Raw genomic sequence first — 17718 nt, forward strand, 5'->3', positions numbered from 1 at the left:
ACTGGGCAGCGCTCAGGAGTGCAATATCGGAGTGCACCGACTCGCGGACATCGCGCATGCAGCCGCGTGCACGGCGCTGGTGCGTCGACACGAGCCGAGGTAGACCCTGGGAACAGAGGGCGGGAGCGGCGCGCAGCCATCTTCTACCGCCGGACGCGCATCGCGGCTCACTGCGCCGCGATGCCGCCTCGCCGGGGCTGGGCCCCGGCAGCGAAGGACGTTGCGCCCTTCGCGGGACGGGGCGGCGCAACACCGCCGCCCCTTTCACGCAAGCGACTTGCGCCGCTTACAGACCGATCGCGGTTTCCGCGCTCACGTAAGGCAGGCCGTGCGCCTCGGCTACCGGCTCGCAGGTCACGTGGCCTTCGGAGACGTTGAGGCCGTTGCGCAGGTGGACGTCGCGCTTCAGCGCTTCCTTCCAACCGTGGTTGGCCAGCGCCAGAGTGAACGGCAGGGTCACGCTGTTGAGCGCGAAGGTCGAGGTGCGGGCGACCGCGCCGGGCATGTTGGCCACGCAGTAGTGGACGACGCCGTCGACCACGTAGGTCGGCGCGGCATGGGTGGTGGCGTGCGAGGTCTCGACGCAGCCGCCCTGATCGATGGCCACGTCGACGATGACCGAGCCCGGCTTCATGGTGCGGACCATGTCGTGGGTGACCAGCTTGGGCGCCGCGGCGCCGGGCACCAGCACGGTACCGATCAGCAGATCGGCGCGGCGCACCAGCTCTTCGATGGCCGAGCGGGTCGAGAACACGGTCGAGATGGAGGTGCCGAACTGGGTGGCCAGGCGCTTGAGCGCATCGGCCGAACGGTCCACCACGGTGACCTGGGCGCCCATGCCGACGGCGATGGTCGCCGCGTGGGTGCCGGACACGCCGCCGCCGAGGATCACGACTTCGGCCGCCGGCACGCCGGGCACGCCGCCCAGCAGCACGCCGCGGCCGCCCTGCGCCTTCTCCAGCGCGTGCGCGCCGACCTGCGGCGCCAGGCGACCGGCGACTTCCGACATCGGGGTCAGCAACGGCAGCGAGCCGTTGGCCGCGGTCACCGTTTCGTACGCGATGCAGATCGCGCGCGAGGCGATCAGGTCCTTGGTCTGCGCCGCATCGGGCGCCAGGTGCAGGTAGGTGAAGAGGATCTGGCCCGGGCGCAGCTTGGCGCGCTCCTCGGCCAGCGGCTCCTTCACCTTCACGATCATTTCGGCCTCGGCGAAGATCTGGTCGGCGCCGTCCACGATCACGGCGCCGGCGGCGACGTAGTCGGCATCGGACAGACCCGCGCCCAGACCGGCGCCCGCCTGCACCATCACCTGATGGCCGTGGTGCACCAGCTCTTGCACGGACGAGGGCACGAGACCTACGCGGTACTCGTGGTTCTTGATTTCCTTCGGGACGCCAATGCGCATGGTCTGCTCTCGCCGTTGATCTGGCCCCGGCTCGTCCGGCGCCTTGTGGGGAGGCAGTATGGACGAGCAAACATGCACTTATTCGCCAATTTCGTTGCCTGGCGACAGCCAATGCCGCATTATTCGCCAGTATTCCGGCTATTCATCGAATAATATGCGACTGAAATTGGACGCCCGCGATCGCGCCATCCTGCGCCTGCTCCAGGAGGACGGCCGCCTGACCAATGCCGACGTGGCCCAGCAGATCAACCTGTCGCCCTCGGCCTGCCTGCGGCGGGTCAAATTGCTGGAGGAGCGCGGCCTGATCGCGCGCTACGTGATGCTGCTGGACGAGAAAGTGGTGGGCCTGCCCGGCACCGCCTTCGTGCTGGTGTCGCTGGACCAGCAGGGCCGCGCCTCGCTGGACGCGTTCGAAGCGGCCATCCAGCACCACCCCGAAGTCACCGAGTGCTGCCTGCTCGCGGGCACCGCGGACTACATGGTGCGCGTGGCCTACGCCGACTCCGCCGACTTCGAGCGCATCCACACCGAAATCCTGACCCAGCTGCCCGGCGTGGTGCGCGTGCAATCGACGCTGGCGCTGCGCACGGTCAAGAAGACCACCGCTTTGCCGGTGTGAGGCCGCCGCCGGCGGTCGACGCGGCGCGCGCGTCGCCCATCGAATCCTCGATCGACACCATCGGCCGCCGACGCCTCGCGGCGCCGACGACCGCATTGCGGACGCTCAGCTCATCGCGATCGCCAGCGTCAGCACCGCCAAGCGATTGACGTAGGCCGACATCAGGTCGGCCTTGTCGCTGCCCTGCGGCGTGAACGCGTCGCAAGAGCCCGCGGGCGACGGCGCGCCGAACGCCGGATTCACCAGCGCATTGGCCGCGGCGATGATCGCCGGCTTGTACGCGCTCAGCAGCGCCGGCTCGGCCTGGTAGGCCTGCAGCAGATAGCGCATGTAAGCACCCACGCCGGTCTGGTAATCGCCGTAGTCGCTGCCCGGCGGCGTCGCGTTGTACGGGTCAGCGGCGCCCACCTCCAACCACGGCAACGGGAAATTGCCGCTGACCGAGCCATAGGTGCGCGGCCGGAAGTAGTTGGCGAACGAGCCTTTGATCAGATCCGGATACAGGCCGCACACCGGCGGCGGCGAGGCTTTGTAGATCGCATTGGCCTCGCGCAGGGCGCCGATCAGCAGGCCCTGGTCGCCGCTCCAGGTCATGTCCTTGTTGTACGAGGAATCCCAGTAGATCTCGTTGTTCACCGCATGGAAGCTGGACACGCGCTCGCGCACCAAGGACCCGCCCTGCGAGCCCTGCTGCCCGGTCAGCAACAACGACTGCAGCGGGTCCGCCGTCTTCAGCATCCACAACTGCCACCAGGCGATCTGGTTTTCCCAAGCCTGATTGCAGGCCGCGAGATTGAAGCTCACACCGGTGAAGTACGGCGCGAAATCCGACCGCTTCGCGGCCTGCGACAAGCGCAGGCTCAGCAGCGCATAGACCGCGTTGGTGACGGTGTTCTGAATCGGATTGAGGACGTCGCCGCCGCCGCTGTTGTACTCGGCCGACGGAAGGGGATGCTCGGTGGCGGTGAACGGCGAGTTCCAGATGCCGCCGGGCGAATAGCGTGGACGCAGCTGGGCCTGCATGTCCGGTGTCACGCCCGGCCAGGTCTGGTTGATGTAGAGCCAGCAATTGGGCGCGCCCGTGTTCTTGGTGTGGGTACTGGCGAAGCTCGCCCAACCCGGCGGGTCGAGGTAGGGATAAATCCCCTGCGGACCCGACGCCGTCGACCAGCCCGCGCCGTACATGTAGCACCAGGAGTTGATCGCGATCTTGAGGAAGTCGTAGCGGTGCTGGGTCGCGAAGTCCGACTCGGCCGCGCGCAAGGCCGCGATGCCGATCCAACCGAAATCGTCCCACCAATTGCCTTTCCGGGTCGGATCCAACGCGGTCAACGCGTCATTGGCGTAGTTCGTGCCGTCGGTGCCGCTGACCACGAAGTAATCGAGCAGGCTGTCGAACGCGCAGGCGGTGCGCCAGACATTGCCGGCCGAGTCCCATAACGGCAGGATCTGTTTGAACAGTGCGGTGGCTTCGGCCAGATAGGCCGCTTTGTCGGCGGGCACGCCTTGCTGCGTGGCCCGGCCATCCTGAGTGTCGTTCATGGCTTCATCCTTGAGCTGGGTGATAGGGAGCTGCGGTCTGTGCTGCTCGTGGTGCGCAGGCAGCATAGCCCTGCGGAGGGCAGCGACGTTGACGGCCCATCCCCTTCCCGACGCGCGGCGACGTTGCTCGGCCAGGGCCACACGCTGGCCTGTCGGCCCCGGCCTCAGCGCAGGGCACCCGCGGCTATATCACTGACTCCCGATAACTCCCGGGCTTCTAGGCGCCGGTTACCAAACCAGATCGTCGGGCACCTGGAACTGCGCGTAATACGCATCGTCTTCGGCGGTCGTCGCGCTAGGACCGGCATCGGTGGCCAGCCCATGATCCAGCACGATCATGCTGGCGTCGCGTTCGCGGACCTTGTCCGCTGCTGCGCGCGGCAGCAATTCGTAGCGCTCGTCCAGGCAGGCGATCACGAGTACGCCGGCGGACAGCTTCTTGCGCAGGTCCTCGTTGACCAGCAGGGTGCGAATGACCCCGCCTGCCGTGAAGCGGTACTCGCTCTCGCCCGAGCGCGGCACCTTCCTGTCCTCGATGATCTGTCGCGCCTGCGCGCGCAGTTCGGCGACACGCGCCTGCGCCTTGCGCTCCGCCGCCAGCGCGCGGTCCCGCTCGGCCTTTTCGGCCCGCGCCCGCTCCGCTTCCAGCTGGGCCTCGCTGGGCCCGGACGGCCCCTTGGCATGCCGCGCTTTGTTCTGCTCGCGCGCCACCTCGGCCACCTTGGACTTTTTGACCAGGCCTGCCTTGAGCAGCTGTTCCTGAAGGGGGTTTGCCTTTGCCATGCCGCGGCTTCTTACTGGGGGTTCGCGGACATCATACCCCCGTCCTCGCGGCCCCTTTCCGTCCGCGCCGGCGAAGCGCCGATGCGGCGGCGCTCGGTCAGAAATGAACCCAACACCCTTTGCGCTAACGCAGCGCCACCCGGCTCGCCGCCTCCTGCACGGTCACCGCCTGGCCGGGTTCCACCCGCTCGCCGCCGCGCACGATCAGGCGATCGCCGGGCCTGACCTCACCGCTGATCTCGACCAGGTCGCCGACCTCGGTGCCGGTCCGCACCGGCAAGCGCTCGGCCTTGTTGTCGGCGCCCACGCGCAGCACGAAACTGCCCTCGCGACGCAGGATCACCGCGTCGCGCTGCACCGCCACGGTCACGCGCGGAGCCGCGCTGGGCATGCCCACTTCCACCGCGGTGCCGACCGGCAGTTCGCGCGCATCCATCGCGATGCGCAATTCGAACTGACGCGAGGCCTCGTCGCCCACCGGCACGAACGCGCTGATCGGATGGGTGCGCTCTCGGCCGTCCACCCGCACCAGCACCGGCATGCCGACCACGAGGTAGCGGGCCAGGTCCACCGGCGCGCGCACCCGCACCTCCTGCGCCGAGGTGTCGACCAGTCGGGCAACCGCCGCGCCGCTGGCCACGTACTCGCCCAGTTGGGTCTGGCGCTCGGCGACCACGCCGGAGAACGGCGCGCGCACGGTCATCTGCGCGCGCTGGTGCCGCGTCTGCGCCAGCAGGGCCTGCGAACGCGCACGGTCCTGCGTAAGCACGTCGCGATCAGCGCGCAGTTGCTCGTACTGAGCGCGCGCGATGTTCTGCTGCGCGGCCAGTTGCGCGTAGCGCTGCTCCTGGCGCGTGGCCTGATCGAGCTGGGCCTGGATGCGCGCAAGCTCCGCCTGCCCTTCCTGCTCGCGCAGACGCAGCACCGCGTCGTCCAGCACCGCCAAAGGCTCACCGGCGCTTACGTGCTGGCCGACCTCGGCCACGCGGACCACGCGGCCGCTTTGTTCGCTGGCCACGCGCGCATCCTGACGGCTGATGACACTGCCGGATGCCCAGCGGCGCGGCGCGAGCTCGGTGCTCACGGCGGCGGCCACGCCGACGATCGCGGGCGGCGCGTCGGGTTTTTTTGGAGCGCTCGCGTCGGCGTCGTAGTCCCACAACGGAACGAACAATGCGGCGGCGAGCGCCGCGGCGATCAGTGTCTTGTGCAAGGTGCGCATGGCGTACTCCGTGGGGAAGGAGGTCAGGACAGGGGGTCGGGCAGCGCGCCATCCGGCGCGGCGTCGCGGATGCGCACGGGACGGCGGGCCTCGGCCAGACGCAGCAGCGCGGGCACCAGTACCACCGTGAACACCAGGCTGAGCGCGACGCCGCCGACCGATACCGCGGCCAAGCCGCGGTAGATCACGGCGCCGGGGCCCGGGTTGATCGCCATCGGCAACGCGCCCAGCACACCGGTCAGCGCGGCGATCAGGATCGGACGCAGACGCTGCTCCAGTGCCTGCTGCAGCGCCGTCTCCAGCGACGCGCCGGCCGCCTGCGCGTCGCGGGTCTGCGCCACCAGCAGGATCGCGTTGTTGATGACCATGCCCAGCAGCATGATGAAGCCGATCATGGACAGCAGATCCAGCGTCTGCCCCGCGACCAGATCCAGCGCGAGCAGGCCGAGAACGCCGCCGAACACGGCCATCGGCAAGGTCGCCATGACGAATGCGCTGTCGCGCAGCGAACGGAACATCGCGGCCATCAGCAGGAACAGCACGACCAGCGCCATCGCGAAGTTCGAGCCCATGGTGCGCACGACCTGGCCCAGGCGGTCGGCACTGCCGGAGATGCGAATCGCGGCGTCGGTGGGCAGGGCGTCGCGCAGTGCCGGCACCACGTCCTGGTTGACGATGTCCAGCGCCTCCTCCAGCGACATCGCCGCCGGCGGGTCCACCGTCAGGGTCACGGTGCGACGGCGATCGATGCGGCGCAACTGATTGGGCGCCAGCACGGTGTCTACCCGCGCCAACTCGCCCAGGCTCAGCAGACCGCCCTGCGGCGTGGCCAGGGGCGCCGCGTCGAGACGGCTGAAATCTTCCTCGCGATTGCTGCGCAGGATGATGGCAAGGCGGCGGTCGCCGTCGAAGTGCTCGCCCAACCACTGGCCGTCGCCCAGCGTGCGCACCACGGTGCCCAGCTCCGGCCGCTGCCAGCCCGCTTCGGCCAGGCGGCGGTCGTCGGCGCTGATGCGCAGCTCCGGCGTACCCGCGTCGGCATTGGGCCAGGCCTGGACGTTCGCGCCGGGGAACAGTTCGGTCAGGCGTTTGCGTCCGGCTTCCGCCGCGCGCGCGAGCGCGTCGCCGTCGCCGTGCTGCAGGTGGATCTGGATCGCACGCGCCGAGCCGCCGAAGCTGCCGAACAGCTCGCCCTCGCCGGCGAAGGCGCGGGTATCGGGGAAACCGACCACGATCTCGTCGCGCACGATGCGCTCGAGCTCGCCGATATCGTCCGGGTCGACCACGCGTGCGCCGATGGTGCCGCCGCCGGGCCAGACGTTGATGTACCAGTTGCTCAGCTGCGGCGCCTTCTCGCCGTCCATGTACGGGCGCATGCGCTGCAGGATCGTGGGCACGATCTCGCGATTGACGCGCTCCGGGCTCATGCCCGGCGGAAAATTGAAGACGGCATCCACCGCCGCGCGCTTCACCGGCGGCAGGTAGTCGATCTGCGGCAACAGGGCGAATGTGAGCAGTATCGGCGCCACCACCAGCGCGCCGACCCAAGCCCACTGGCGGCGGCGGCCGGTCGTCGTACGCAGGGCCCATTCGCTGACCCCGGCCCAGTAGCGATGCTGTTGCGGGTTCTGCTTGCCGACGCGCAGCCAGTTGCCCGCGGCCGCCGGCAGCACGGTGAACGCGATCAGAAGCGAGATGCCGACCGCGATCGAGATCGTGAGCGCCAGATCGGCGAACAACTGCCCCTCCACGTCCTCCATGAAGATCACGGGCAGGAACACGGCCACGGTCGTGAGCGTGGAAGCGAACAGCGCACCGCCGACCTGGCGGGTGCCTTCCAGCGCGGCACGGCCGGCGGGCATGCCCTCTTCGCGCAGGCGCACGATGTTCTCCGCCACAACCACGGCCGCGTCCATCACCATGCCCACAGCGAACGCCAGACCGGCGAGCGAAATCACGTTGAGGCTGCGCCCGGTCAGCTGCAGCACGATGAAGGTGGCCAGCAGCGAGATCGGAATCGCGCAGGCAATCAGGGTGGTGGCGCGCACGTCGCGCAGGAACCACCACAGGCAGCCGATCGCCAGCAGCACGCCCGCGAACAGGTTGCCCGACAGCAGGCCCACGGCGCGGTTGATGAACACCGACGCATCGAAGCTCTGGCGTATGTCCAGACCCAGCGGCTTGAGCTCCTTCTCGCGCACCTGTTCGACCACCGCCTTCACTTCGTTCAGGGTGTCCAGGACATTGGCGCCGTTCTCGCGCAGGATGCGCAAGCCGATCGCGGGGTTGCCGTTCTGATAGGCGAAGAAGCGCTGTTCCGGCCGCTTCACTTCCACCTGCGCCACATCGCCCAGGCGCACCGGACGGCCGTCGCGCCAGGCCAGGATCAGCTCGCCCAGGGCCTCGGGGGAATAGCGGCCGGCGAAGCGCATCACGTACTCGCGACGACCGGCCTGGACGATTCCGCCGGACACATCCGTGGCGCGCGCGGCCACCGCGGCGACCTCCGGGATCTGGATGCCCATCGCCGCGGCACGCTCCAGATTCAGGGTGATCGTCAGTTCCTCCGGCGCGCCGCCGTTGATCTCCACCCCGGCCACGCCCTCCACCGCGGACAGGCGCGGCACGATGCGGTCCTCGATCATCTGCCGATAGTCGAGGATGTCGCCGGGCGTGCCCGGCAGCTTCTGCACGAAGAAGAAGGTCAGCGAATTGTTGGCGTTGTCCGCGCCGGCCTGCACCACCGGCGGCGTCGCGTCGCGCGGCAGCGGCTGCAGGCGGTTCATGCGCGCCAGCACTTCCACCAGCATCGCGTCCATGTCGCTGCCGACGGCGAAAGTCAGGCTGATCTGGCTGTTACCGGCCTGCACATTGGACGCGATTTCCTCCAGGCCCGGCAGGCCCTGCATCACCGCCTCGATCGGTTCGACGATCTCCGATTCCATCTCTTGCGGCGATGCCGCGCGCCAGCCGGTCTGGATCGACATCTGCGGGCGCTCGATGTCCGGGAACAGCTGCAGCGGCAGGTCGAGCAGGCTCATCAACCCGAAGGCGCACACCATCACCACGGCGACGGCGACGGCGGCGGGATTGCGCAAGGAGGCTTCGGTGATCTTCATGGCGCATTCGTCGGCAGGCAGGCCGGCGCACGATGCGCCGCGCCCGCGACCACGCTATGGGCCGGAAGTCACAGTCTGCGACCAGTGGTTGCAGTGGTGCGACCAAGCGTTCGCCGCATGCGATGCGCGCTATCGGCGCCCTGGCCGCAAGCACTGCGACGCGCGGGCACTGCCCGGCCCTCCGCGCTCGCGGCCCGATACGGTTCGCAAGAATCGCGCGCATGCCGTTTAACTCCCGCCAGCGCGGGAGAGCGGGCGCGGACGCGCGCCAAAGCGGCCCGCGTCAGATCAGCAGGGCCACTTTTTCCCGATGCGTGCGCGACAGCTTCAGTTCCTGCCCGCAGTCCAGCCGGATGAAGCCTTCGCCGTTGGTGTGCGGGCGCAGTTCCACCACCCGCTTGGCATTGACGATGGTGGAGCGATGGATGCGCGGAAAGCGCTGCGGGTCCAACTGCTTCTCAAGCTCGCGCATGGTCCCGCGCAGAATCAAGGTTTCGCCGTCGGTGTGGATGCACATGTAATCGCCCGCGGCAACGATCCAGCGGATGCTGCTCAGGTCGATACGCACCGTGCGGCCTCCGTCGCGCACCGCCAGCTTGTTGTCGTTGCGCAGCTGCTCGATGACGTCCGGGCGCAGCGCTTCGTCCAGCCCCAGCGGCTCCCGGCCGCTGAGTTCGCCCAGCAGGCCGAGCAGGTGCGCGCAGTGGCCGCTGGCATCGCGCTGGGTCCGCGCGTAGCGCACGCGCGCCAACGCCTGCGCCAGGCGGCCTTCGTCCACGGGCTTGAGCAGATAGTCGGTGGCGGAGGCCTCGAAGGCGCGGATCGCGTAATGATCGTAGGCGGTGACGAACACCACCAGCGGCATCTCCGCCGCGGGTATGTGGCGCAGGGCCTCGAAGCCGTCGACCCCCGGCATCTGCACGTCCAGGAACATCAGGTCCGGGCGCTGCAGGTGCACCGCGGCGATGGCCGCCGCACCGTCGCCGTACTGGCCCACCACCTCCACGTCCGCGTGCTCGCTCAGCCGCAGCTCCAGACCGCGGCGCGCCAGCGGCTCGTCGTCGACGATGATGGTACGCAGCCGGGCCTGGGCCAGCCGGTCTTCCCGCTCGACTGCCTGATGGCGAACGCTGTTATCCATGACTACTCCCCGGCGCCTTGGTTTCGAACGGCAGGCGCAGCTCCACCTCGATGCCGCGGCGGCGATTGCGAACCATGAAGCCGCCGCTGTCGCCGTACAGCACGGCCAGACGCTCGCGCGTGTTGCGCAAGCCGACGCCCTTGCCCGGGGGCAGCTCGCCGTTCTCGAGCGCACCGCAACCGGGGCCGTCGTCGATGACCCGCAGCACCAGGTGCTCGCCTTCGTGCTGCGCCTCGATCCGCAACAGCCCGCCTTCGACCCGCTTGGCCACCGCGTACTTGATGGCGTTCTCCACCAGCGGCTGCAGCAACAGGCTCGGCAGCAACGCGCGCCAGCACTCCTCTTCTATGTCGGTCTCGACGCGCAGCCGCTCGGTGAAGCGCATCTTCTCTATGTCCAGGTACAAGGTCAGCGCGTCCAGCTCCTGACGCAGAGTGACCCGCTGCATCGGATCGCTGTCCAGCGAGTGGCGCAGGAACGAGGACAGGCCCTGCACCATGCGATTCGCGGTGGGATTGTCCCGATCCAGGATCAAGGTCGAGATGGCGTTGAGCGTGTTGAACAGGAAATGCGGGTTGAGCTGGTAGCGCAACATCTTCAACTGCGCCTGATGGGCCATGGTGCGCGAGGCCAGCGCCCGCCGCGTCTGGTCCTGCAGCTGGTGGTAGTACTTGATCCCCATGTACAGCCCGACCCAGGCCAGCACCACGTAGATATAGCCCAGCGCGTACGCGACGTAGGCAGCGTTGTTCATCGGCACGCAGGTGTCGCAGAACTCGATCATGACCCGCCGCGTGATCAGGTCCATCACCGCCGAGCTGGCCAGGATCGGCACCACCATCACCGCCAGCAGACGCCGGGGCGACAGCGACCAGGCGCTGCGCAGCAGATAGCGCAAGCCCAGGGTGACCAGCGAACCGGTGACGGTGGCGGTCAGCGGCACCACCCAATAGCCCGCCGGCTTGCCGTAGGCCACCGACTGCAGATAGCCCAGGCTGAAATAGGCGGCCCAGCCGCCCAGATGCAGCAACCAGAACAGGCGCTCGCGCGGCAGATCGAAAGGACGGGATGCGGTGATGGCCATGGGTGCCGGGAACGCGCTGACGCAGATGCGTGGATGCTAACCCCGGAACCGGCGATCCCGGCAACGGCTCGTCGGGCGATTCGAACGGCTCGGCGATTCCGCGCGGCGCTCGGCCCTGGCCCCGGCTGTGGCAAAGCAGGCCTATCGGGAACGACGGGGTAACAGGACCTGACATGGGAGCAGGCTGCTCTTTATGACATCCAGCCAGCGCGTCTCGTGAAGTGCACTCTGACCCCATTCCTGGTCAGGAGGTTAGCGTCAACCGACCGCCAGCGGGGTGTCGACTCCCCAGCCTTCCGGTGAGCTAGCATTGCTCTGACGTCGCACGGATGAGCAACATGGAACGCAGTATCGAGGCTCTGCAGGAGGCCATGCGGGAGTTCGCCCTGGCCCGGGAATGGGACCAGTTCCACACCCCGAAGAATCTGGCCACCGCCTTGTCGGTGGAAGCCGCGGAACTGCTCGAGCATTTCCAATGGCTCACCGACGCTCAAAGCCAGGCCCTGGACGAGTCCAAGCTAGCGGCCGTCGCCGAGGAGACTGCCGACGTCCTGCTATACCTGCTCCGATTCGCGGACAAGCTCGGCATAGACCCGATCGCGGCAGCCTGGAAGAAGCTGGAGGTCAATGCTTCCAAGTACCCGGTCGATCTGGCCAGAGGCAATAGCAAGAAATACACCGAACTATGAGCGACGGCCACAAGGAGGGCGGCCTTTGATCGTCTACCAGTCGACGAAGTCGAAGTTTCTCGATGACCACGACAACCTCGATATCGAAGAGGTCATCGCGCATGGATACCTGCAGCGGACCGGCCGCTATGCGCCAGGACTCAAGCAATGGTCGCAGGCCACCCTCTCCGACAGCACAGAAATAGGGTCAGGTTGAGAAATAGGGTCAGGTTAGATCTTGCGAACTTTGCGTTACGAACGGATCGAAAATGAACCTGCCACTGTTCTTGACTGTTTCCGCTGCGGAAATGAATCTGATCCTATTCCATCTGTGGGATGTGGGGCAGTCCGATCTGCCCCGCTTCTGTAGACCCGCGAAGCGGGTTCGGCCTGAATGAATTACTGGGCAGCACTAGAGGCCCGCCCGCTTGTAGAGCTCCGCTGCCTCCGGAGACACGGAGGACCAAGTATGGCCGCACTCACACTTGCAACTATAGGCGCCGCTCCTCTTGCGACCAACAACAGTAATGCGCCTAAAGACGCTAGGGTCGACCCTGCCGCGAGCAATGTGGTGCCCATTCAAATCGCGGCACCTACTGCAATAGATTGCTCTAGTGGTCACGTCATCTCCACGACAGGCTCCCGCACAGCCCAACACCTGAACCAAGCCGATCCCCGAAATGATTTCAGCTTGAATGAATTGATAGACATAGCTTTAGCCAAGTCCAATCAACTTTAAGACGATTGCAATAGCAGTGCTAACTACAACGCCCGCACCGAAGAGGATATAGTCACGCTTTGCACTGCGCTTCTCACCCGATCCAATAATCTTTGCGAAGTGCTCTACCGCTGGGAGAGGCATATTCTGGAGTGCATCGACGCGCTCTCTAAGCTCGAGCTCCTTCCCTTCCAACTCAGCAAGTTCGCCCGCCAGCTTCAATGCAGCGCGTTCTTTCTCTTGCGCCACTTGTGAAAGCTCAACAAGAATTGAATCTACCTGTTGAGATGCGTCAATTAGACTTGCCGTAAGTTCGGCAAGGCGTTCGCTATAGCTTTTCTCAACAGGGACGACCTCTGCCCCTAGAAGATGTCCCAAAGCTTTGCGAATTGCATCGGTGGATGCAATTCCACCTAGTGTCATGCTGAGCAAGCCGGCCAGCAGTGAAATTAGTACTTCAATCCCCACGAATTGCCCCTATCTAACGCCTAAATCGGGTCGCACTGCAAAGCGATGTCGGCCCAAATGAATTACTAGCTGTCTATTCCTGCACCCAAAAGTCACCCTCATGGGCGAATCGGGGCTGCTGCGCACCAACGAATGTCTTGGGGCCGGTGGGTGAGATCAGACGCGACAGGGATTCTAGAAGCTCAGGGGCAATATCAAGCGCCCACTGCGCCGCAGCCGGATCCACCGAAGCGCCATGTGTGGCAGAGTCGAGAAGGGACGCCAAATCTGCAATGGCCGAACTTTGCTCCGGGGTGAGCAAATTTTTCTCGCTGAGCGCGCGCAGGAGATATCCCAAGCCTCGGTTCTTAGCCGAGATTCCGTTCCGCTCACACAGCGCAACCAATCGGCGCTCTATCTCGATTCTGAAACCTGCCAACGCGAGGTTGGGGTCGCGCTGAGCGACCTGGAGGAAAGTATGTTCAATCCTTTCGGGATTGGCCGAAGGCTCCAATAGACCCGCATTCCTTACCTTTCCAGCGGCATCCTTTACCTCCTGTAGCTCAACTTTCAGCCCGCCCGGCAGCTCGACAGACTTCACCAGCGGTGCCAGCCAAGGGAGCAGGGCGACGACGACAAGCCCGAGCGTGATTGCGTCAATTGCTAGCTTAGGCCAGATGACGTGTACGGCGGCCACCACAAGCGCGCCGACGGTAATCGCGAGCTTGAGCTTCTGCAATTGACTGAGATGCGCCATAGACAACTAAGTCCGGAATTAAGCTGATCCGCGAAGCGGATTCGGCTTGAGTGAATTGCTAGATGCGATCGCTGATGCGCGAGAAAACATCTCTTAGCTCTGCGATAAGCTCAAGAAACCCCTGCGCCTCGAATCCATGGACCCCCTGCCATTCGACGCCCGATGACTTTACTGGGTAGCGAAAAAGGATGCTCGGAATCGGCTCCTCCTTCTTGAGTGTAGCGATCTCGTCTTCGGAAAAGCCGGGGTAATCCCCCTGAAACGGGACGTCGAAGGCGAATTCCTCCTCTGGGAACAATCCGTAGTAAGTCTCGGCAAGCTGATCAATGCGATGGATCTTGGCGAGTGCCTTTGGGTCTCGACTGTGGATGACACCCTTAAGGAATAGCTCCACGGCGTGAGCCGCAAGCATCATTGTCACTGCCGCATTGGGCCAAGTGTTCTCAGTATCCTCGGCACGCATGCGGAGGCATACAGATCGCGAGGCTTCGAGATACGCGCCAGCGTAAAGGACGAATCTTTGCGATTCGCTTAGATGTGCGATCTGCCAGCTGCCGGTGATCTTCATGCGCACCCAACTACCCAATAGCCGGATCTCTAGGTCCTGTAATACGACTTATCCGCAGCGCACCAAATGGTGTGTTTTGCCCCCCCCTTTATACACCTCGATCTTAGGGCTGCCAGGTCCGGTCAACAAGCCGACCTGTAGCCGGACCCGACAATCTGGGCAGAGCGTGCATCCAGCGGATGTCCGCTTCGGGGCGGAAGCCGCCACAGCCCCCACAGAAATAGGGTCAGGTTGGATTTTGCGAACTTTGCGTTGCGAAAAGGATCGAAAATGAGCCCGTCACGTTTCGGCAGTTGCCGCTGCGAGAATGAACTGACCTCATTTCTCTGGCACAGCATGTAACACGGCTCCCTTCAGCAGCGCCCCCCGCCAACCCACGCTCATGCCGCCCACTTCCTGCCGTGCAGCGCGTACGCAATGGCAAGGTCGTAGACGTTGTCGCACTTCTGTTTGAAGGTGGTACGGTCATAGCTTTCCGGAAGGTCGGCATCGAGCACGCGTTCGATCTCGGCTCGCACCTGCTGTTGCGTCTGCGTACTCTGGTGCCAGTTTTGCACCAGCACCTTAGGCTGCTCTTCCATCAAGCGCCGCAGTAGATGCTTAGCCGCAAGCTTCACGCGCTGCGTTTCGTCCTGAGTGAGGGCGTCCTTCTTCAGCAGATCGAAAAGCTCCAATTCATCCTCGGTTAGCCCCTCGCGGATATGGCGCTCAGCCTCTTCCTTGAGTTCCTTAGCATAGGCTGTCAACTCTTCGTAGTAATTCTCGGTGGAGGTGGCGCCCGAGTTATAAGCGTCAATCACGTTCTGCAGCCGCTGCAAGAAGTCCCCGCGCGTGGTGTTCTGCGCCAGCATCTCGGCCAGCTTGCGCTGCAAGAAGGCCTGGAGGTCTGCGATCTCGATGTTCTTGAAGGGCGCGTTCTTGAACTCCTCACGCAGCTTCTCAACGTTCACCTTGCTCAGGTCCCAGGCCTTGCCGCGCTGCACGATGTCGTACTGCGCTTCGAATTCCTTGACCGAGAAGGCCTCGGTATTGTCCACGACCACGCTGGCATCCAGTAGCGCCTCGATGCGCTGCACTGCGCTGTCGATGTCGGCCTGCTCCACGATGCTATCCATTACCCCGCGCAGGTACTGGAAGGCCGACACAACGCGACCCTTCTTCTGTTCGAGCACTTCGGGCTTGCAGGCCTCGTACAGCGACGAGATCGTGTTCTCGTAGACATTGAAAGACTTGCGCTGCTCCTCGGAGGCCAGCAACGTGTTGGCAAAGCCGTTGAACTGGCCCAGCTTGGTGAACACGTCGCCACGGTCCAGCGCCTCGTGCAGCGGCACCTCCTGGCTATGGCAGTACGTCAGACCTTGCTCAATGGCCTCGTCCAGCAGGGCGAAGAGCTGGCTCTTGTCCTGCACGGGCAGCTCTTCGTCCTCGGGGCCGGCGGCATAGTCTTTCAACGCCTTTTTCATGCGGCGAAAGACGTTGTAGTAGTCCACAATCTCGCCGTTCCGCTTGGCTACACCCAGAATTTCATGACTGCTCACGCGGTTGGCCCGCGCGATAGTCTGCATAAGTGTGTGGCCCCGCATCGGCTTGTCCAAATAGAGCGTACTGACCGTCGGCGCATCGAAACCCGTCAGCCACATTGCGCAGACGAACACCAGTTGCAGCGGGTGCTCGGGATCCTTGAAGTTGAACTCGATATCGTGGCCGTGTTCATCCAGCGTGTTCATGCGCTGCCTGTGAGGCCTGATGTCAAGCTTCTTCTTGGCGAATCTCTCTTCCTCGCCGGCCTCTTCGCTGACGATCACCGCCATCTGCGCCGCACCCATCCAGGCCTTGAGCTGCCTCAGGCGCTGGCGCTCCACATCGTTGCTCGTGGCCGCGATACGGCCGTTCAATACTTTGAGTTCGGCCTTCCAGAGCGCCTGCACTTTGTCGAACATGGTCACAGCGGTGAACTTGTCCACCGAGATGACGATGCCTTTTCCCAGGTAGCCGCGGCGTGGGAAGTGGTAGACGATGTCGCGCGCAATCGTATCCAGCCGATCCTCGCGCTTGACGACCTCCATTTCCTGCGCGAAACGCCTTTCCAGCTTCTCCTGCGCCTGATCGTCGAGGTTCTCGTCCTCCAGAATCTCTGCGAACTCCTCGCTCAGGTCATCGTTCTGGATTAACACCTCAGGCACGCGCTTCTCATAGAACAGGGGCACCGTGGCGCCGTCCTCCACGCTCTGTTTGAAGTTGTATTCCGACACGTAGTCGCCAAACCAGGCGCTGGTCTTGCGCTCCTTGCCCAGTAGCGGTGTACCAGTAAAGGCAAGGAAGTTGGCTCGCGGCAGGCCGGCGCGCATGTTCGCGGCCAGGCCGGCGTACTGCGTGCGATGCGCTTCGTCCACAATGACGACGATGTCGTCTCGGTCGGATAGCAGCGGGTAGTCCCTGCCTTTGTCGTAGCGAAACTTCTGGATCAGCGTGAATACCACGCGCTTGTTCTTGCCCAGCATATCGCGCAGCTTGGCGCTATCGCGTGGGCGCACATCGTCCTTCGGAGCCACCACGCCGGTATGCAGGAAGTTGCGATAGATCTGCCCGTCCAGGTCGTCCCGGTCGGTCACGACGACGAAGGTGAAGTTGCCGGTGAGCTTCCGGAAAATCTTGCGTGTGTAGAACACCATCGAGAAACTCTTGCCCGAGCCCTGGGTGTGCCAGAACACACCCAGCCTGCCTTTTAGCTCGCGGCGGCGCTGGAACTGCGCGAAGGCGTTGTTCACGCCGAGAAACTGGTGATTTTGCGCGATCACCTTCTGTGTCTCGCGGTAGAACACACAAAAGTTCTCCACGTAGTCGAGCAACTTCTCTGGCTTCAGCAACCCCAGCACCACCCGTTCCACGCTCAGTCCTTGCGCCGCAATGGCCGAACGGTCAAGCGCTTCTTTCTCGTCGTCCACCCGAAGCCAGTTGAAGAAGTGCTCCCACTGCGCGGTAATGCTGCCCAGCTTGGTCTCGATGCCGTTGCTCAACAAACACAGGGCATTGGCGGTGAAAAGCTGCGGGATCTCGGCCTTGTAGGTCGTGAGATTGTCTTCAAAGGCCGCTCGCAACTTGACGTTGCTGTTCTTCAGTTCGATGAACACCAGCGGCAGGCCGTTCACATACAACAGCATGTCGGGCCGCCGGTAGCCATGCTCGCCACGCACCCAGAGCTGCGTCACCACCAAGTAGTGGTTGCGTCCGTCCTGCGGCTCGGGCGAATCGAAGTCAATCACACGCAGCCGCTCGGTCACCGTCTGGCCCGCCTGGGGCCCAGCTTGGGGCTTGTAGGTCACGGGCACGCCATCGCGCAGCAAAGCATCCATCTGACGGTTGGCCGCTACCAGGCTCATCGCGGTGCGCGGCAGCAGCAACTCGGCCAGGGCTTGGTCCACCGCGTGGGCCGGGGCCTGCGGATTCAGTCGCTCCAGCGCGGCGCGCAGCCGGTCGGCCAGGATCACCTCGCGCTTGTCGCTGCGACCGGAGCCGTCGTTCAGGTCATCGGACTGGACTGTGAAGCAATTCAGCGCATCGAAGCCGCACAGGTGCTGGAGCCGCTGCAGCAAAGCGTGCTCGATGTCGTCTTCGCTGATGAAATTCTTCGCAGCGGCCATGGCA

The 17718-nt window shown here is 64.7% G+C and carries 14 protein-coding genes; 3 read left to right on the forward strand and 11 right to left on the reverse strand.

The features are described from left to right. Positions 1-286: 286 nt before the first annotated feature. Positions 287-1405 carry an alanine dehydrogenase gene (ald, locus tag BMZ45_RS06220; RefSeq protein WP_091633696.1) on the reverse strand — a complete coding sequence of 373 codons (1119 nt, stop codon included), beginning with the start codon at positions 1403-1405 and terminating at the stop codon, positions 287-289. Between the two features lie 154 nt (positions 1406-1559). Between ald and BMZ45_RS06225 the strand changes: the two genes are divergently transcribed. Beyond that, the gene (locus BMZ45_RS06225; protein ID WP_091633699.1) at positions 1560-2024 is read left to right on the forward strand and encodes an Lrp/AsnC family transcriptional regulator; all 465 of its coding nucleotides are present in this window, start codon (positions 1560-1562) and stop codon (positions 2022-2024) included. 105 nt (positions 2025-2129) lie between these two features. On the opposite strand, the gene BMZ45_RS06230 is transcribed toward BMZ45_RS06225, so the two are convergent. From BMZ45_RS06230 to BMZ45_RS06255, 6 genes are all read right to left on the reverse strand, one after another. After that, entirely contained in the window at positions 2130-3566 is a 1437-nt protein-coding gene (locus BMZ45_RS06230; RefSeq protein WP_091633701.1) for a hypothetical protein, read from the reverse strand. A 228-nt stretch (positions 3567-3794) separates the two neighbouring features. Continuing rightward, entirely contained in the window at positions 3795-4349 is a 555-nt protein-coding gene (locus tag BMZ45_RS06235; RefSeq protein ID WP_091633704.1) for a DUF2058 domain-containing protein, read from the reverse strand. A gap of 124 nt (positions 4350-4473) precedes the next feature. Beyond that, positions 4474-5571, reverse strand: coding sequence for an efflux RND transporter periplasmic adaptor subunit (locus BMZ45_RS06240; protein WP_091633708.1), 1098 nt, complete (start codon positions 5569-5571; stop codon positions 4474-4476). A 23-nt stretch (positions 5572-5594) separates the two neighbouring features. Next, positions 5595-8690 (reverse strand): efflux RND transporter permease subunit, encoded by a 3096-nt coding sequence (locus tag BMZ45_RS06245; RefSeq protein ID WP_091633710.1) that lies wholly within the window; start codon positions 8688-8690, stop codon positions 5595-5597. 283 nt (positions 8691-8973) lie between these two features. Then, positions 8974-9831 carry a LytR/AlgR family response regulator transcription factor gene (locus BMZ45_RS06250; RefSeq protein WP_091633713.1) on the reverse strand — a complete coding sequence of 286 codons (858 nt, stop codon included), beginning with the start codon at positions 9829-9831 and terminating at the stop codon, positions 8974-8976. Further along, positions 9824-10915, reverse strand: a complete 1092-nt coding sequence (locus tag BMZ45_RS06255; protein ID WP_091633715.1) for a sensor histidine kinase — start codon at positions 10913-10915, stop codon at positions 9824-9826. The genes BMZ45_RS06250 and BMZ45_RS06255 overlap by 8 nt, the downstream gene beginning before the upstream one ends. A 338-nt stretch (positions 10916-11253) precedes the next feature. Here BMZ45_RS06255 and BMZ45_RS06260 point away from each other — a divergent pair, with 338 nt between their 5' ends. Together BMZ45_RS06260 and BMZ45_RS21555 are read left to right on the forward strand one after the other, a co-directional pair. Beyond that, on the forward strand, positions 11254-11604 hold the full coding sequence (locus BMZ45_RS06260; protein ID WP_091634161.1) for a nucleotide pyrophosphohydrolase: 351 nt from the start codon (positions 11254-11256) through the stop codon (positions 11602-11604). A gap of 25 nt (positions 11605-11629) precedes the next feature. After that, on the forward strand, positions 11630-11800 hold the full coding sequence (locus BMZ45_RS21555; RefSeq protein WP_175488948.1) for a hypothetical protein: 171 nt from the start codon (positions 11630-11632) through the stop codon (positions 11798-11800). A gap of 498 nt (positions 11801-12298) precedes the next feature. Here the strand turns inward: BMZ45_RS21555 and BMZ45_RS21095 are convergent, their stop codons facing one another. The 4 genes from BMZ45_RS21095 to BMZ45_RS06275 form a co-directional block, all read right to left on the reverse strand. Next, positions 12299-12769 (reverse strand): hypothetical protein, encoded by a 471-nt coding sequence (locus tag BMZ45_RS21095; protein WP_139215409.1) that lies wholly within the window; start codon positions 12767-12769, stop codon positions 12299-12301. 73 nt (positions 12770-12842) lie between these two features. Next, positions 12843-13505, reverse strand: coding sequence for a hypothetical protein (locus tag BMZ45_RS06265; RefSeq protein ID WP_091633718.1), 663 nt, complete (start codon positions 13503-13505; stop codon positions 12843-12845). Between the two features lie 58 nt (positions 13506-13563). Beyond that, positions 13564-14073, reverse strand: coding sequence for a hypothetical protein (locus BMZ45_RS06270; protein ID WP_139215410.1), 510 nt, complete (start codon positions 14071-14073; stop codon positions 13564-13566). A gap of 380 nt (positions 14074-14453) precedes the next feature. Further along, positions 14454-17714, reverse strand: a complete 3261-nt coding sequence (locus BMZ45_RS06275; protein WP_091633724.1) for a type I restriction endonuclease subunit R — start codon at positions 17712-17714, stop codon at positions 14454-14456. Positions 17715-17718 lie beyond the last annotated feature (4 nt).

The sequence above is a fragment of the Lysobacter sp. cf310 genome, assembly GCF_900114355.1.
GTDB lineage: Bacteria > Pseudomonadota > Gammaproteobacteria > Xanthomonadales > Xanthomonadaceae > Lysobacter.

Excerpts from the sequence above, each read along its gene's own strand:
- ald (WP_091633696.1), bottom strand. The coding sequence starts at position 1,405 with ATGCGCATTGGCGTCCCGAAGGAAATCAAGAACCACGAGTACCGCGTA.
- BMZ45_RS06225 (WP_091633699.1), top strand. The coding sequence starts at position 1,560 with ATGCGACTGAAATTGGACGCCCGCGATCGCGCCATCCTGCGCCTGCTC.
- BMZ45_RS06230 (WP_091633701.1), bottom strand. The coding sequence starts at position 3,566 with ATGAACGACACTCAGGATGGCCGGGCCACGCAGCAAGGCGTGCCCGCC.
- BMZ45_RS06235 (WP_091633704.1), bottom strand. The coding sequence starts at position 4,349 with ATGGCAAAGGCAAACCCCCTTCAGGAACAGCTGCTCAAGGCAGGCCTG.
- BMZ45_RS06240 (WP_091633708.1), bottom strand. The coding sequence starts at position 5,571 with ATGCGCACCTTGCACAAGACACTGATCGCCGCGGCGCTCGCCGCCGCA.
- BMZ45_RS06245 (WP_091633710.1), bottom strand. The coding sequence starts at position 8,690 with ATGAAGATCACCGAAGCCTCCTTGCGCAATCCCGCCGCCGTCGCCGTC.
- BMZ45_RS06250 (WP_091633713.1), bottom strand. The coding sequence starts at position 9,831 with ATGGATAACAGCGTTCGCCATCAGGCAGTCGAGCGGGAAGACCGGCTG.
- BMZ45_RS06255 (WP_091633715.1), bottom strand. The coding sequence starts at position 10,915 with ATGGCCATCACCGCATCCCGTCCTTTCGATCTGCCGCGCGAGCGCCTG.
- BMZ45_RS06260 (WP_091634161.1), top strand. The coding sequence starts at position 11,254 with ATGGAACGCAGTATCGAGGCTCTGCAGGAGGCCATGCGGGAGTTCGCC.
- BMZ45_RS06265 (WP_091633718.1), bottom strand. The coding sequence starts at position 13,505 with ATGGCGCATCTCAGTCAATTGCAGAAGCTCAAGCTCGCGATTACCGTC.
- BMZ45_RS06270 (WP_139215410.1), bottom strand. The coding sequence starts at position 14,073 with ATGAAGATCACCGGCAGCTGGCAGATCGCACATCTAAGCGAATCGCAA.
- BMZ45_RS06275 (WP_091633724.1), bottom strand. The coding sequence starts at position 17,714 with ATGGCCGCTGCGAAGAATTTCATCAGCGAAGACGACATCGAGCACGCT.